Below are 14,731 nucleotides of genomic sequence, written 5' to 3'. Positions count from 1 at the left end.
TCCCCCTGCGCTCCAGGGGGGGTGTTGAGATTTAGAGCGTGTTATGGGATGGCTTGCCTGGGGCCACGGCCATTGATTTATTTCGAGAGGAGAAACAGATGACGTCCGCATGGTGGTTTTGGATGTTCGCCGGCCTGGTATCGCTGCTGGGCGGCGTGCTGGCCTTGTTCAACCCGTTTGCTGCCACCTTGACGGCCGAACTGCTGGTGGGCTGGACTTTCGTGGCCGTTGGAGCAGTGGCCCTGCTCTCGGCGCTGCGCGAGCGCGGCAAAGGCGGCCGCCTGATGAGCGTGCTGCTTGGGCTGGTGGCCTTGATCATGGGCATCGAGCTGCTGGCCAAGCCGCTCAGCGGCATCGTCTCGCTGACCGTGGTGGTTGGCGTCATCCTGATCGTCAGCGGCGTGCTGCGCATCGCCTTCGCACTGCGCCAGCCGCGCAGCACGGCGCGCTGGGCGCTGCTGCTGTCGGGCCTGCTCTCGCTGGCGTTGGCCGGCATGATCTTCAGCGGCTTTCCCCAATCGGCCACTGTCGTGCTGGGCCTGTTTCTGGCCATCGAGCTGATCTCCAATGGCGCGGCGCTGATCATGCTGGCGCTGGCGCGCAAGGCCTTGCTGGGGCGGCTGCGCTGAAAGCGCCTGCTCCAGGGCCTTGGCACGAGACCGGCAACAAAGCAGGTTTGGGCGGTCTGCGGCATGGCATTGCCTCGCCGGGCCACTGGCCACGCCTGCGCGTGGCTCTTTGCAGGCAGCATCCCAAACCATTTTTTGCTCGCTCGCACCAAGGCCTTGAACAGGCTCTGAGGCCTTGCTGCCTTGCTGGCTTGCGCCAAGGGCAAGGGTTGGGATGTTGCCTACACCAATCGCGCCGCCTCCAGCTCTTTCTTCAGATAGGCGTAAAACAATGGCGCGGCCACCAAGCCGGCAGGACCGAACAAAGCCTCGCTAAGGAACATCACGGCCAGCAACTCCCACACGGCAATGTGCGTCTTCTGCCCGACCACCTTGGCGTTGATGAAGTACTCGGCCTTGTGGATCAACACCAGGAAGGCCAGACAGGCCAGGGCCGTCATCGGCGAGACCGACAACCCAACCAAGGTGATGACGACGTTGCACAGCAGGTTGCCGACGATAGGCACCAGCCCGGCCACGAAGGTCAGCGTGATCAGCGCCGGGGTGTAACGCAACTCCATGCCAAACAGCGGCAGGATCACGAGCAGGAACAGCGCCGTGAGCACGGTGTTGAAGCTGGCGATCCAGAACTGGGCGGTGACGATCTGCCGAAATGCCTCGCCAAAGCGCGCCACGCGCAGCTTCAGCGCATCGGTCAGCGGCGCATGCCAGCTGGTGTGCACCCGCACAGCGGCCAACGCGCCAATGAGCAGGCCCACGTAGGCATACAAAAAACCCAGCAGCCACACCCGCCCGGCGTTGGCCATGGCCGCCGCCTTGGACCACAGGTAAAAGGCCACGGTGCGCTGAAAGTCCTCGGCTTCGGCCGGCAACATGCTGGCGATGTCCTCGGGCAAATTGCTGCGGAACTCCAGCACCACCCGCGCCACATAATCGGTCAACTCGGTGAACTGGTGCGGTGCAGTCAGCAACACGCCCCGATAGCGGCTGAGCGTGAGAAACAGCACCAGCAGCGGGCCGATGATGACCAGCGTGCAGGCCAGGCTGGACATCCAGCGCAGAACGCTGGCCGGCGGGTGACGCCAGCGCAGGCGCACCAGCCGCACCAGCAAGGTGTTGATCCAGCGCGTGAGCAAGAACCCCAGGCAGGCGGCCAGCAGCCCTGGCAAGACCCCCACGACCATGACCAGTAACAGGCCTGCGGCCATGAGCACGTAGCTGGCCGCGCGGATCGGCATGGCCACGTGGCTGTCCAGCCCGGCGCTGGCCACGGGCGCCGCGCCATGGATGGCCGCCTGCGCCGCAACCGGGGCGGGCGCAGGCATCGAGGAAGGGGTGCTGGGCGGCTGCACGTTCTTCAAACCACGGTCACAGCAGCGGCGGCCGCATCGCGCGGCACGATGCGGCCAATGGTGTGCACCGTCTCACCCTGCGCCTGCAGGGTCTGAACCACGGCCTGGGCCTGCTCGGGCGCAACCACCAGCACCATGCCGATGCCGTTGTTGAAGGTGCGGTTCATTTCCACATCGTCGATGCCAGCCGTGGTCTGCAGCCAGGCGAACAGCTCGCTTTTCGGCCAGCTGCTGGCCTGCAGTTGCGCGCCCAGTCCATCAGGCAAGATGCGGGGGATGTTCTCCAGCAGGCCGCCGCCGGTGATGTGCGCCAGGCCTTTGATGGGGTGCTGCGCCAGTGCGGCCAGCACACTGCGCACATACAGGCGCGTGGGCGCCATCACCGCCTCCCGGAACGGCTTGCCATCGAGCGTGGCCGGCAATTGGCTGCCGGCGCGGTCGATGCACTTGCGCACCAGTGAAAAGCCATTGGAATGCACACCGCTGCTGGCCAGGCCCAACACCACATCGCCAGCGGCGATCTGCTTGCCGTCGAGGATCTTCGACTTCTCGACCACACCCACGGCAAAACCAGCCAAGTCGTACTCGCCCTCGGGGTACATGCCGGGCATTTCCGCCGTCTCGCCGCCAATCAGCGCGCAGCCGCTTTCCTCGCAGCCTTTGGCAATGCCGCCGACCACGGCGGCGGCCGTGTCCACGTCCAGCTTGCCGCAGGCGAAGTAGTCCAGAAAGAACAGCGGCTCGGCGCCCTGTACCAGCACATCGTTCACGCTCATGGCCACCAGGTCGATGCCCACGTTATCGTGCATGTTCCACTCGAAAGCCAGCTTGAGCTTCGTGCCCACGCCGTCGGTGCCGCTGACCAGCACCGGCTCCTGGTACTTCTTGGGCACTTCAAACAGCGCGCCAAAGCCGCCGATACCGCCCAAAACGCCTTCGCGCAAGGTTTTGCGCGCCAGGGGCTTGATGCGGTCAACCAGGGCATCTCCAGCGTCGATGTCGACACCAGCATCTTTATAGGTCAGGGGCTTGGGCGCACTAGAAGGGGTGGAGCTCATGAAAGAAACACGCAATCGGGCCAGCCCAGACAACAGGCCAGCGGCAGGGCTTTGGGGGAAGACCGGGGCAGCGGCGCACACACAGCGCGCCAAGCCCCGGCAAGGCAAGCCCGCCAAGCACACGGCAGCGTGCTTGGCGGGCATTAGAATCGGCCCGCATTCTAAGGGAGGGCTGGGCGCCCAAGAGCGCACAGGCCCTTTCCTTTGACGGCGCCCTACCCACACCCCCATGGCATTTCCAAGGCAAAACCGGCAAGCAACGCGCCTGAGAATGAAGCTGGACTTGTGAAATGACATCACACACCCACACCCGCATGGAGCAACTGGCACTGGACATTGGCCTGACCCCGCAACCGAGCTTTGCCCGCTTCGACCCCTGCGGCAATGAGGCGGCGGTGCAGTGTCTGCAGGAAGGCATCGCGCAGCTGAAGGCGCCCGCCTCAGCCGGCGCACCGCTGCCGGTTTACCTCTGGGGCGCAGCGGGCACGGGCAAAAGCCATTTGCTGCAATCGGTGGCGCTGGCCCTGCAGGAAGCGGGGCTGACCGTGGGCTGGCTGCGGCCCGACACGCTGCAGGCCGCAGGTGCGCAGCCCGAGTTCAACCCGCGCTGGCGCGCCATTTTGCTCGACGACGTCGGGCAGTTCGACCCGGCCACACAGCAGTGCGCTTTCAACTGGTTCATCAATGCCACGCACCCTGGCGAAGGGCAGCCTTGCTGGGTGCTGGCCGCCGGCGATGCCCCGCCAGTGGATCTGCCACTGCGTGAGGATTTGCGCTCGCGCCTGGGCAGCGGCCTGGGCTTTGCGCTGCAACCACTCAACGACACACAGCGCCAACAGGTTTTGCAGCGCCAGGCGCAAGAGCGCGGCGTGACGCTCAGTGACGAGGTGGCGCAGTACCTGCTCGGACGCTTTGCACGCGATCTCTCCAGCCTTAGCGCCTTGCTGGCCCAGCTCGATGCGCATGCACTGCGCACCCAGCGCGCCATCACCATTCCACTGCTGCGCCAAATGCTGGAGCAGCGCAGCCCCGCCGCACCGACGGCTGGCAACGCCCAGGCCCCGCGCCACGACCGGGGCTGAGCTGGGCGACGGCGCCCTTGGAGCCTGTCTGATTACTTATGGGCAATCGCCGCCGTGGCGACCAAATCCAGCAGCATGGCGCGCACCGACGTGGCCGATAACTGCCCAGGTGTGAGCGGCAGGCGCTCGGCATACTTCAGCAAGAACGGCGTACCCAACCTCTCCAGCTTGACGTGGCCCAGCGTCCAATTGGCGAACTGGCGCTCACTGATTTCCACGCAGTACAGCAGCTGCGCCTGCTGGTGCCTGGCATCCTGCAGCAGCTGCGCGTAGGTTTGGCTAACGGCGGCGCGCTCACCTTCCATCACCTGCAGATACATGCCAAAGCCACTGCACAACACACCGCTGATGCCCAGCTGCTGGTTGTGCCGGCGCCCGCTGGCCAGAATGGCGCTGACGGCAGGGGCCGCATCCGGGGCGACAAGGCTGGCATAGGCCAATTGCACTAACATGGCTGCACTCCTTTTCTGGGGACGGGCTCAAGCACGGTTTGCCGACCCGCGCCGGCATGACCCGCAAGCGTCTGACGTCAGGCGCCCTTGCTGCGGTTGGGTATCAGGGAGAGAAACTCACGGCGCAGGCTGGCGTCTTTGAGGAACACGCCGCGCATCACCGAGTTGAGCATCTTGCTGTCCATTTCCTTCACGCCACGCCAAGACATGCAAAAGTGGCTGGCTTCCATGACGATGGCCAACCCGTCGGGTTGGGTGCGCTCCATGATCAGGTCGGCCAATTGCACCACGGCCTCCTCCTGGATCTGCGGCCGCCCCATCACCCAATCGACCAGTCGCGCGTACTTGGACAGGCCGATGACATTGGTGCTTTGATTGGGCAGCACGCCGATCCAGACCTTGCCCATCACAGGGCAGAAGTGGTGGCTGCATGCGCTGCGCACCGTGATCGGGCCCACAATCATCAGCTCGTTGAGGCGCTCGGCGTTGGGGAACTCGGTGATCTCGGGCGCGGCCACGTAGCGACCCTTGAACACTTCGTTGAGGTACATCTTGGCCACGCGCCGCGCGGTGTTGCGGGTGTTGTGATCGCCTTCAGTGTCGATCACCATGCTGTCGAGCACCGCCTGCATTTTCTGCTCAACCTCATCGAGCAGCTCAGACAGCTCACCGGGCTCGATGCAATCGGCGATGTTGTCGTTGGCGTTGAAGCGCCGTTGCTGCGCCTTCAGGCGCTCGCGGATCTTGACGGAAACAGGCACGCCCTCATCGTGCTGCGCATCGGACGCTGACGGGGGGCTGGGCAGGGCTTTGCGCATGGCATTGGGCTTTCAAAGACCGATTATCATAAGCCAAGGATCCCCAGGAACACTCCGATTGACTGACTTACCCAGGCGGCGCTTGGGGCCCTGCCTCCAACGCACAAGCGCGTCACTTTCACTTTCGATGGCGCCCTGATCCGCGCTATAGCGCCCCACCAACCGCCCCGATCTGCAGGCAGCTTCGCGACACCATGAACGAACAACAATACCGCGACGTATTGTTGGCCAAGGCCCTCGAGCAGTGCCATGCCGACACGACCAGCGCTGCGGCACCACTGCTTAACGCCCAGGATCTGCGCGCCGCCACTGAAAAGGCATTGCACGAGGCACCGACACCGCGCAGCGGCACGGCGGCGCAGCCACGCCAACTCGAACGCCTGCTCGTGCGCCGCGCTGAGCATCTGCTGCAAGCGGCCAATGCCCGCGCCCCTGGCCTGCAGGCCTTGCGCAAACCGCCTCGCGTCGCGCAATGGCTGTGGTGGCTGCCCGTGCTGGCCCTGCTGCTGGGCTTTGCCAGCGAGAAACTGGGCCAGCCTCACCGGCTCAACCTGGTGGCCTTGCCCCTGCTGGCCATCGTTGGCTGGAATCTGTTGCTGTACGCCAGCGGTCTGCTGCGCAGCCTATGGCGGCTGCGGCGACCGCGCCCTGCCCCGGCGGCCCTGGCTGCGCCGACCGCTGCGCCTTGGGAGCCAGCGCTGCGCTGGTGGTCGCGCAGCACCCTGGCCATGCAGGACGAGCGCCTGCGCAAGGTCTATCAGCACTTTGTGCAGGACTGGACGCCTTATCGCCAGGCGCGCCAAGCCCGGCTGCTGCGCGCCTGGCTGCACCTGGGCGCCGCTGTCCTGGCGCTGGGCATGATTGCCGCCATGTGGGTAACGGGCATGTTCGTGGAATACCGCATCGGTTGGGAAAGCACCTGGCTGAGCGCGCCGCAGATGCAGGCCCTGGCCAATACGCTGAGCTGGCCGGCCCAGCAGCTGCTGGGCATGGCCCCCTGGTCAATCGAGCAGATCGAGCGGCTGCAAGCCTGGCCGGCTGGCCAGCAGCAAAGCGGCCAGCAATGGATCCTGGCTTACAGCCTGCTGCTGGCCCTGGTGGTGGTCGTGCCGCGCCTGCTGCTGGCCGCCTGGCACTGGAGTGCGGCGTTGCGCCAGTCGCGCGCGCTGCACTTGCCACTGGCCGAGCCCTACTTCCAAGGCCTGGTGCGCGACTTCTCCAGCGATGCCACGCACATTCTGGTGCTGCCATTCAGCATGTCGCTGGACGAGGCCCGCCAGCAGCGCATCCGGCACTTCGTGCAGCAGCAGTTCGGCGCCGCCGCCCACTTGCACTTCGGCCCAAGCCTGGCCTATGGCGACCAAGCCAGCCATGGCGGCGACTATTTCAGGAATACGCTCGAGGCGCACACACCCAGCCTGCAGGCGCTGCTGTTCAATCTCTCGGCCACCCCGGAGGAAGAAACCCATGGCAGCGTGTTGCGCCAGTTCGATGCCCACGTGAGCGGGGCGCGCAGCGTCTGGCTGTATGGCCACGAGCTGGCCCAGCGCCTGGGCCCTGGCGAGGCTGCACGCCAACGCCTGACGGAGCGCTGCCACCTGTGGCAAACCTTTGTCGAGCACCACGGACTGCACGCCGAATTCATCGGCACAGACCTGCCCAGGAGATAACACCGCATGGCCCAGGATGTCATTGCCATCGCCCCCGGAACCCACGTCCAGCTGTGCCTGATCTCGCACACCAACATCGGCAAGACCACGCTGCTGCGCACCTTGCTGGGGCAGGACGTGGGCGACATCCGCGACGCCGCGCACGTCACCGATTCGGCCGATGCCCATGTGCTGGTGCGCACCAGCGAGGGCGATACGCTGACCCTGTGGGATACGCCTGGCTTTGGCGACTCGGTGCGGCTGCACCAGCGTCTGCAGCAGCAGTCCAACCCCATCGGCTGGTTTCTCAGCAACATCTGGGATCGCTGGCGCGACAAGCCCTTTTGGATGAGCCAGCACGCCCTGCGCGCGGCGCGCGACAGCGCCGACGTGGTGCTGTACCTGGTCAATGCGGCCGAGCACCCGGACGACGTCGGCTACCTCGACGCCGAAATGCACCTGCTGCGCTGGCTGGGCAAGCCCGCCATCGTGCTGCTCAACCAACTGGGCGCGCCGCAAACCATCGCCCAGCAAGATGCCGACCTGCGCCTATGGTCATCGGCCTTGGCGCGCTACGCGCCCATGGTGCAAGGCGTGCTCGCGCTCGATGCCTTCACTCGCAGCTGGATTCATGAGCAGCGTCTGCTGCACCTTGTCCAACCGCTGCTGCCTGCGGCCAAGCAGCCCGGCTACCAGCGCCTGGTCACCGCATGGGAGGCCACCAACCAGCAACGCTTTGCCGACAGCATGCAGCACATCGCCCAGCTGTTGATCGAAGCTGCGCAGGCCCGCCAGCCCGTGGCCCAGGCCAGCGGCGCCGGCCTGCCCTGGAGTGGCATCAAGAAAGTCCTGCAACCTGGCACGCCCTCAGCGCCCGAGGCCGCCGAGCAGCAGGCCATGCAGCAACTGCTGCTACAGGTGCAGCGCCAGGAGCAGCGCTGCCACGAAGCCCTGTTGCAGCTGCACCGGCTCGATGGCAGGGCTGGGCAAAGCATCCGCGAGCAGCTCAGCAACCACTTCACTGTGCAGCAACCTCTGGACATGCGCCGCATGGGCCTGTGGGGCGCGCTGAGCAGCGGGGCCGCTGGCGGTCTGGGCGCCGACCTGGCCACTGGCGGTCTGAGCATGGGCATGGGCGCCGTGCTGGGCGCGCTGGCCGGCGCTGCAGCCTTCGCCGGCGCAGCATTGGGCCTGAACAAGCTGCGCGCCCACAACGAGCACCAGGTCACACTCTCGGAGGAATTTCTAGACGCCCTGCTGCACGGCAGCCTGTTGCAATATCTGGCCATCGCCCACTTCGGCCGTGGCCGAGGCCTGTTCACCGAGACGCAAACCCCGGCGCACTGGAATGACACCCTGGCCCAGCAGCTGCAGCCTCGCCTGGCCCAGCTGCACGCCATCTGGCAGCGCCTGCGCGCAGACGGCGACGCAGCCGCCCCTGCCACCGGCAGCCGCTACGACCCAGCCATGGCGACGGCAGACATGCCCAACGCCCAGGCCGCGCTGCAAGCCTGCATCAGCGAAATCGCCATGGACACCCTGCAGGCGCTGTACCCACCGCCGGCGCAGCAACGCATCCGCCGTTGAGCCCAAACAGCCTCTCATGCAAGCCCTCGCCCACGCACCGGCCAGGTAGCCAGCACCACACCCAGCAATGCCGTGCCCAGCGCTGCCCACTGCAGCGCGGCCAGGCGCTCGCCCAGCGCCAGCACCCCGACCAGCGCTGCGCTGATGGGCAGAAAAACAGTGAACACGCCGGCTTGCGCGGCCGGCACACTGCGCAGCCCCGTCATCCACAGCCAAACCGTCCACATACAAGCGGCCAGGGCATAAAACACCAACAACAGCCAAAGACCTGGGCTGACAGCGCGGAAATCAAAGCCCCAGGCCAGCCACAACCCGAATGGCAGGCTCAGTACAAAACCCCACAGATTGATCAGCGCGCTGATGCGCCGTGGCGTCAGGCTGGCGGTGAGCTTTTTGCCGATGACGGCATAGCTGGCTTCACACAACACCGCCGCCAGCAACAGCAGATGGCCCAGCCAAGCCAGTTGACCGTGCGGCATGGCCTGGGAGCGCGCCTGGGCACTGGCCTGCGCAGCTGGTGGCGCGGCATCGGGAGCCATGGCCAGCAAACCAATGCCCAGCACGGCGCAAGCCACGCCCGCCCAGACTTGCGGCGCCACACGCTCGCGCAGCAACACCCAGGACAGCAGTGCCACTGCCGCAGGGATGGCGGCCATGATGACCCCGGCCGCCACGGCGCCGCTGAGCTGAACGCCCGAAATCATGCACAGCGTGAACAGGAAATTGCCCAGAAACGACTCCCAGAACAGCAGCCAGCGGGTCTGGCGCGTCATCGGCGGCTCATAGGGCGGCCTTCTCAGCCAATGCAGCATCGCCAACGCGCCAATGCCAAAACGCAGCCAAGCCAGTAGCAGCACTGGAAACACCGCCGCCAACGGCTTGGACAAGGCCACATAGCTGCCCACCAGCGCCATTTAGGACGCCAGGCAGCCATAGGCCAACAAACGGGGGGAGGAAGAAAAACGAAACATCGGCAATGGCGGCAGGGCGCCCGCAAGCAAAGCACACAGCGATGCGCGTTGTCAAAGCTTTGGGGGGGCAAGCCCCGTGCGCATTCAAGCCTATCGGCCGGCGGACGGGCTGACCGCATCATGCCGCAGCCTGCGTGCAGGCAAATTTTCATAATGTGAACACAAAGCTCAATCAATGAAATTGCATCATGCTGCAACGCAGCAAATATGCCACAATGCGAAAGAGGCTTTTTCAAGAAGGAATGATCGCCTCAATGCATTGATTTGATTGCACAAAATTTATGTCTTATATAAGACATAAGATGTCCAATACGCCCCTGGGCTACCGCTACAGTACGGGCATCTGATTTTTCGTTGCACGTTTCCCTTCTTTTCAACAATCAGGAGTATCCCGATGACTCAATCGCTCACTCGCGAACAACAAATTGCCGCCCTGGAGAAAGACTGGGCAGAAAACCCCCGCTGGAAAGGCATCAAGCGCAACTACAGCGCCGCTGACGTGATTCGCCTGCGCGGCAGCCAGCACATCGAATACACGCTGGCCCGCCAAGGTGCTGAAAAGCTCTGGGCCAAGGTCAACGGCGGTGCCAAGAAGGGCTATGTGAACGCTTTTGGCGCCATCACCGCCGGCCAGGCCATGCAGCAGGCCAAAGCCGGTCTGGAGGCCGTGTACCTGAGCGGCTGGCAGGTCGCCGCCGACGGCAACACCAGCGAAACCATGTACCCCGACCAGTCGCTGTACGCCTATGACTCGGTGCCCACCATGGTGCGCCGCATCAACAACACCTTCAAGCGCGCCGATGAAATCCAGTGGGCGCGCGGCATCAACCCAGGCGATGCCGAGTTCATCGACTACTTCCTGCCCATCGTGGCCGACGCAGAAGCGGGCTTTGGCGGCGTGCTCAATGCCTTCGAGCTGATGAAGAACATGATCACCGCTGGCGCGGCCGGCGTGCACTTCGAGGACCAGCTGGCCGCCGTGAAGAAGTGCGGCCACATGGGTGGCAAGGTGCTGGTGCCCACTCAGGAAGCCATCGAGAAGCTGATCGCCGCACGCTTTGCTGCCGACGTGATGGGCGTGCCCACCATCGTGCTGGCCCGCACCGACGCCGAAGCCGCCAACCTGATCACCAGCGACCACGACGCCAACGACAAGCCCTTCCTGACCGGCGAGCGCACGCAAGAGGGCTTCTTCCGCGTCAAGAACGGCCTGGAGCAAGCCATCAGCCGCGGCGTGGCCTACGCGCCCTACGCCGACCTGGTGTGGTGCGAGACCGGCACACCGGACCTGGGCTTTGCGCGCGAGTTCGCCCAGGCCGTGCATGCCAAGTACCCCGGCAAGCTGCTCTCCTACAACTGCTCGCCCTCCTTCAACTGGAAGAAGAACCTGGACGACGCAACGATTGCCAAGTTCCAGGACGAGCTCTCCGCGCTGGGCTACAAGTACCAGTTCATCACGCTGGCGGGCATCCACAGCAACTGGTACAACACCTTCAAGTTCGCCCACGCCTACGCGCGCGGCGAGGGCATGAAGCACTACGTGGAAATGATCCAGGAACCCGAGTTCGCCGCGCGCGAGCAGGGCTACACCTTCGTGTCCCACCAGCAGGAGGTGGGCGCGGGCTACTTCGACGACGTGACCACCGTCATCCAGGGCGGCTCCTCCAGCGTGAAGGCGCTGACCGGCTCGACCGAGGAAGAGCAGTTCCACTGAGCCACTGATCGCCCCTGCCTGCCCCAGCAGGCAGGTCGGCAGCATCGGGCACGGGCCAGCGCCTGCCGCAGCGGCAAGCGCTGGCCCGTGGTGTTTCAGGCCCTTGGGATCTCGTCCGGGCCCCGTGCGCAGCCCAGGCCCCGGAACCTGTGCAAAGGGACTCAGTGCCGGTCGGCCAGGGCGTGGGCGATGGTGCTCAAATCCACGAACTCCAGCTCGCCGCCGGCGGGCACGCCGCGCGCCAGGCGCGTGGTGCGGATGCCGCGTTTGCGCAGCGCCTGTTCGATGACGTGGGCCGTCGCTTCGCCCTCGGCCGTGAAGCTGGTTGCCACGATGACTTCTTCAATGGCCGCCTCACTGGCGCGCTCCATCAGCTGGCGCAGGCCCAGCTCGGCAATGCCGATGCCATCGAGCGGGCTCAGCCGCCCCTGCAGCACGAAGTACAGCCCGTCGTAGGCGCCGGTGCGCTCCATCACGGCCTGATCGGCCGGGGTTTCAACCACGCACAGCCGAGCCTGGTCGCGCCCAGGATCGGCACAGGTCGCACACAGCGGCGCTTCGGAAAAGGTGTGGCAGCGCTCGCAATGGCGCACCTTGTGCACGGCATCAAGCAGGGCCTGGGCCAGTTGCTGCGCCCCATCCCGATCGTGCTGTAGCAGGTGATAGGCCATGCGTGCGGCCGACTTGGCGCCCACGCCGGGCAGCAGCCGCAAGCACTGCACCAGATGCTCCAGACTGTGGGGCGCGCCGGGCTTGCCGGCTGTGCCCACGTTCGGGCTGCTCACAACGCGCCCGGGTTTCAGAACGGCAGCTTCATGCCGCCCAAGCCACCGAGCCCACCCAGGCCGGCTGTGAGCTTACCCATTTTTTCCTGCTCGACCTCGGTGGCCTTGCGCACGGCGGCATTGAAAGCTGCGGCCACCAAGTCTTCCAGCATGTCCTTGTCATCGGCCAGCAGGCTGGGGTCGATGGTGACGCGGCGCACTTCGTGCTTGGCGGTCATCAGCACCTTGACCAGGCCGGCGCCGGATTCGCCTTCCACCTCAATGTTGGCCAGCTCTTCCTGGGCTTTCTTCAGGTTGTCCTGCATTGCCTGGGCCTGCTTGAGCAGGCCGGCCATTTGTCCTTTGTTGAACATGGTGTGTTCCCTTCATGGTCATGGGTTGAAATCTGTCTGGCCGTGCCCGGGCCGGTGGGTTGCGGGCCAAGGCCTGTTCACTGCAGCGGTGCGCCGTCCAGGGGCTGGATGCTGCCGGGCACGATCTCGGCGCCCAGCTGCGTCTTGAGCCATTGCACGGTGGCGTCGTTTTCGACGATGTGCTGCGACTGCACCAGCTTGCGCTGGCGCTCGGCCTCCTGCAGCTGCGCCGGGCTGTGTTCGGTGGGGCCGTGCTGCAGCGTCAGGGCGCCCAGCCCTTGTTCTTGCAGCAGCGCCTGTAGCTTGCCTTTCAGGCTGTCATTCATCAGTGTCTGATTGGCGATGCGCAGCACCACTGCTGTGGCATCGCATTGCAGCGGCTGCGATTGCATGGCCAGCTCGCGCACCACGGCCGCTAGCCGGCCTTGCTGGTTCAAGCGCTCGACCAGCTCGCGCCAGCGCTGGGCCAGGGCGGCATCGCCAGCAGCGGCAGATGGCTCTGGCGATGGGCTCTGCGGCATGGGCTGCGCGCCCTGCTCCGGCACAGCCGTGGCGCCGATGGTAGAAACAACCGGGGCGGGCGCCGCAGCAGGCTGCTTTGGCTCTACAGGCTCCGGCTCAATTGGTTGCGGCTTTGCGGGCGGTGACGCTGCCGGTGTGGATTGGGCCTGACGATGATCGCCAGCCACCGGGACGACTGGCTCTGCACTGGCCTCTGCATAGCCCCTCGAAGGCCGGGCCTGCGGCGCAGCCACAGGCGCTGTGGCAGGAGCGGCGGTAATGTTTTGCTCGGCTTGTGGCTCAGTCTCTGGCGTGGTTTGTTCGGTTGGCGCCGCAGCAGGGGGCGGCGGCAATTCCTCCCACGGGGGCGGCTCGCTGGGCGCGGGGGCTGCGGCGCGGGCCGTATCCACCTTGGGGGCTGCAGCCTGGGCAGGCATGGCTGCGGCTCGCTGCACGGCTTGAGCGGGGGCGATCGCTGGCGCAGGCGATGGCGCCAGATCTGGTGGGGCGGCCGCCGGCCCACCCGCCGCCAGGGCACTGGGGCTGGCGGCAGTGTTCATCGGGCTTGGGCCAAGCGCGCCCTGGCCCGGAGGCTGCTTGAAGGCCAGCAGGCGCAGCAAGACCATGACCAGGCCCGAGTATTCGTCGGGCGCCAGACCCAACTCCTCGCGCCCTTTCAGGCAGAAGGTGTAGAGCAGCTGGGTTTCATCGGCCGGCAGGGCTTGCGCCAATGCCAGCGTGCGACGGGTGTCGGCATCGTCGTTGCCGTCCTCCAGGGCTGCGCTGGCCGCAGCGGCGGATACGCTTTGGTACAGCGCCATTTGCTGCAGCACCAAGGCCATGTCCTCCAGCAGCGATGCCGCTGGGATGCTTTGCGCGCGCAAGGCATCCGCCAGGCTCACTACAGCTTGGCCGTCACCTGCGGCCAACGCCGCAATGGTGTCGTACACATAGCGACGATCAACCACGCCCAGCATTTGGCGCACCGTGTCTTCCTGCAGGGCGCCGTTGCCGTAGGCGATGGCCTGGTCCGTCAGCGACAGCGCATCGCGCATCGAGCCGTGCGCGGCACGCGCCAGCAGTTGCAGGCTTTCCTTGTCGTGCGCCACGCCCTCGCTGCCCAACACCCGCATCAGATGCTGGGCGATGGTCTGCGGCGCCATCGAGCGCAGGTTGAACTGCAGGCAGCGCGACAGCACCGTGACGGGCACCTTCTGCGGATCGGTGGTGGCGAGCACGAACTTGAGGTATTCGGGCGGCTCCTCCAGCGTCTTGAGCATGGCGTTGAAGGCCGTGTTCGAGAGCATGTGCACTTCGTCGATCATGAAGACCTTGAAGCGCCCCTGCACCGGCTTGTAGACGGCCTGCTCCATCAGGCTTTGCACCTCTTCAACGCCACGGTTGGAGGCTGCATCCAGCTCGGTGTAGTCGACGAAGCGCCCGGCATCGATGTCCCGGCAAGCCTGGCATACGCCGCAAGGCTGGGCCGTGATGCCGCCCTGCCCGTCAGCGCCCTGGCAGTTGAGCGACTTGGCCAGGATGCGCGACACCGTGGTTTTGCCCACGCCGCGCGTGCCGGTGAACAAATAGGCATGGTGCAGGCGCTGCTGCTGCAACGCGTTGGACAGCGCCTTGACGACGTGCTCCTGCCCGACCATTTCCTCGAAGTTGTGGGGGCGGTATTTACGGGCAAGCACCAAGTAAGACATAGCGGGCGATTCTAGGGCCTGTTGGGCTTCATTTTGGGACGGCAATGCGCGCTGCCCGTGTGCCGACGAGC

Annotated in this window: 13 protein-coding genes; 5 read left to right on the top strand and 8 right to left on the bottom strand. The window is 65.5% G+C overall.

Annotation, left to right across the window (positions count from 1 at the left end; all coding sequences use genetic code 11):
* Positions 1-98 precede the first annotated feature (98 nt).
* Entirely contained in the window at positions 99-629 is a 531-nt protein-coding gene (locus CK620_RS00285; RefSeq protein ID WP_095548645.1) for an HdeD family acid-resistance protein, read from the top strand.
* Between the two features lie 221 nt (positions 630-850).
* Here the strand turns inward: CK620_RS00285 and CK620_RS00280 are convergent, their stop codons facing one another.
* Both CK620_RS00280 and purM read right to left on the bottom strand, forming a co-directional pair.
* The gene (locus CK620_RS00280; protein ID WP_238945991.1) at positions 851-1,867 is read right to left on the bottom strand and encodes an AI-2E family transporter; all 1,017 of its coding nucleotides are present in this window, start codon (positions 1,865-1,867) and stop codon (positions 851-853) included.
* Positions 1,868-1,986: 119 nt separating this feature from the next.
* Positions 1,987-3,039, bottom strand: coding sequence for a phosphoribosylformylglycinamidine cyclo-ligase (gene purM, locus CK620_RS00275; protein ID WP_095548643.1), 1,053 nt, complete (start codon positions 3,037-3,039; stop codon positions 1,987-1,989).
* A 314-nt stretch (positions 3,040-3,353) separates the two neighbouring features.
* On the opposite strand from purM, the gene hda reads away from it, so the two are divergent.
* On the top strand, positions 3,354-4,121 hold the full coding sequence (hda, locus tag CK620_RS00270) for a DnaA regulatory inactivator Hda (protein WP_095548642.1): 768 nt from the start codon (positions 3,354-3,356) through the stop codon (positions 4,119-4,121).
* 32 nt (positions 4,122-4,153) lie between these two features.
* On the opposite strand, the gene CK620_RS00265 is transcribed toward hda, so the two are convergent.
* Positions 4,154-4,573, bottom strand: a complete 420-nt coding sequence (locus tag CK620_RS00265) for a BLUF domain-containing protein (RefSeq protein WP_095548641.1) — start codon at positions 4,571-4,573, stop codon at positions 4,154-4,156.
* A gap of 77 nt (positions 4,574-4,650) precedes the next feature.
* Positions 4,651-5,391 (bottom strand): GTP cyclohydrolase I, encoded by a 741-nt coding sequence (folE, locus tag CK620_RS00260; protein WP_095542725.1) that lies wholly within the window; start codon positions 5,389-5,391, stop codon positions 4,651-4,653.
* 194 nt (positions 5,392-5,585) lie between these two features.
* Between folE and CK620_RS00255 the strand changes: the two genes are divergently transcribed.
* Together CK620_RS00255 and CK620_RS00250 are read left to right on the top strand one after the other, a co-directional pair.
* Positions 5,586-7,061, top strand: coding sequence for a DUF2868 domain-containing protein (locus CK620_RS00255; protein ID WP_095548640.1), 1,476 nt, complete (start codon positions 5,586-5,588; stop codon positions 7,059-7,061).
* A 6-nt stretch (positions 7,062-7,067) separates the two neighbouring features.
* The gene (locus CK620_RS00250; RefSeq protein WP_095548639.1) at positions 7,068-8,627 is read left to right on the top strand and encodes a DUF3482 domain-containing protein; all 1,560 of its coding nucleotides are present in this window, start codon (positions 7,068-7,070) and stop codon (positions 8,625-8,627) included.
* A gap of 14 nt (positions 8,628-8,641) precedes the next feature.
* On the opposite strand, the gene CK620_RS00245 is transcribed toward CK620_RS00250, so the two are convergent.
* The gene (locus CK620_RS00245) at positions 8,642-9,541 is read right to left on the bottom strand and encodes a DMT family transporter (RefSeq protein ID WP_095548638.1); all 900 of its coding nucleotides are present in this window, start codon (positions 9,539-9,541) and stop codon (positions 8,642-8,644) included.
* Between the two features lie 451 nt (positions 9,542-9,992).
* Here CK620_RS00245 and aceA point away from each other — a divergent pair, with 451 nt between their 5' ends.
* Positions 9,993-11,312 carry an isocitrate lyase gene (aceA, locus tag CK620_RS00240; RefSeq protein WP_095548637.1) on the top strand — a complete coding sequence of 440 codons (1,320 nt, stop codon included), beginning with the start codon at positions 9,993-9,995 and terminating at the stop codon, positions 11,310-11,312.
* Between the two features lie 161 nt (positions 11,313-11,473).
* On the opposite strand, the gene recR is transcribed toward aceA, so the two are convergent.
* From recR to dnaX, 3 genes are all read right to left on the bottom strand, one after another.
* Entirely contained in the window at positions 11,474-12,097 is a 624-nt protein-coding gene (gene recR / locus CK620_RS00235; protein ID WP_238944899.1) for a recombination mediator RecR, read from the bottom strand.
* A gap of 14 nt (positions 12,098-12,111) precedes the next feature.
* On the bottom strand, positions 12,112-12,450 hold the full coding sequence (locus tag CK620_RS00230) for a YbaB/EbfC family nucleoid-associated protein (protein WP_095542718.1): 339 nt from the start codon (positions 12,448-12,450) through the stop codon (positions 12,112-12,114).
* Positions 12,451-12,527: 77 nt separating this feature from the next.
* Positions 12,528-14,660 carry a DNA polymerase III subunit gamma/tau gene (gene dnaX / locus CK620_RS00225; protein ID WP_095548636.1) on the bottom strand — a complete coding sequence of 711 codons (2,133 nt, stop codon included), beginning with the start codon at positions 14,658-14,660 and terminating at the stop codon, positions 12,528-12,530.
* Positions 14,661-14,731: the final 71 nt, after the last annotated feature.

Source organism: Vandammella animalimorsus (assembly GCF_002285285.1).
In the GTDB taxonomy this organism is placed as follows: Bacteria; Pseudomonadota; Gammaproteobacteria; order Burkholderiales; family Burkholderiaceae_C; genus Lampropedia; species Lampropedia animalimorsus.
Note: the sequence above shows the minus strand (reverse complement) of the source record. Positions and strands in the feature narration are given on the sequence as shown.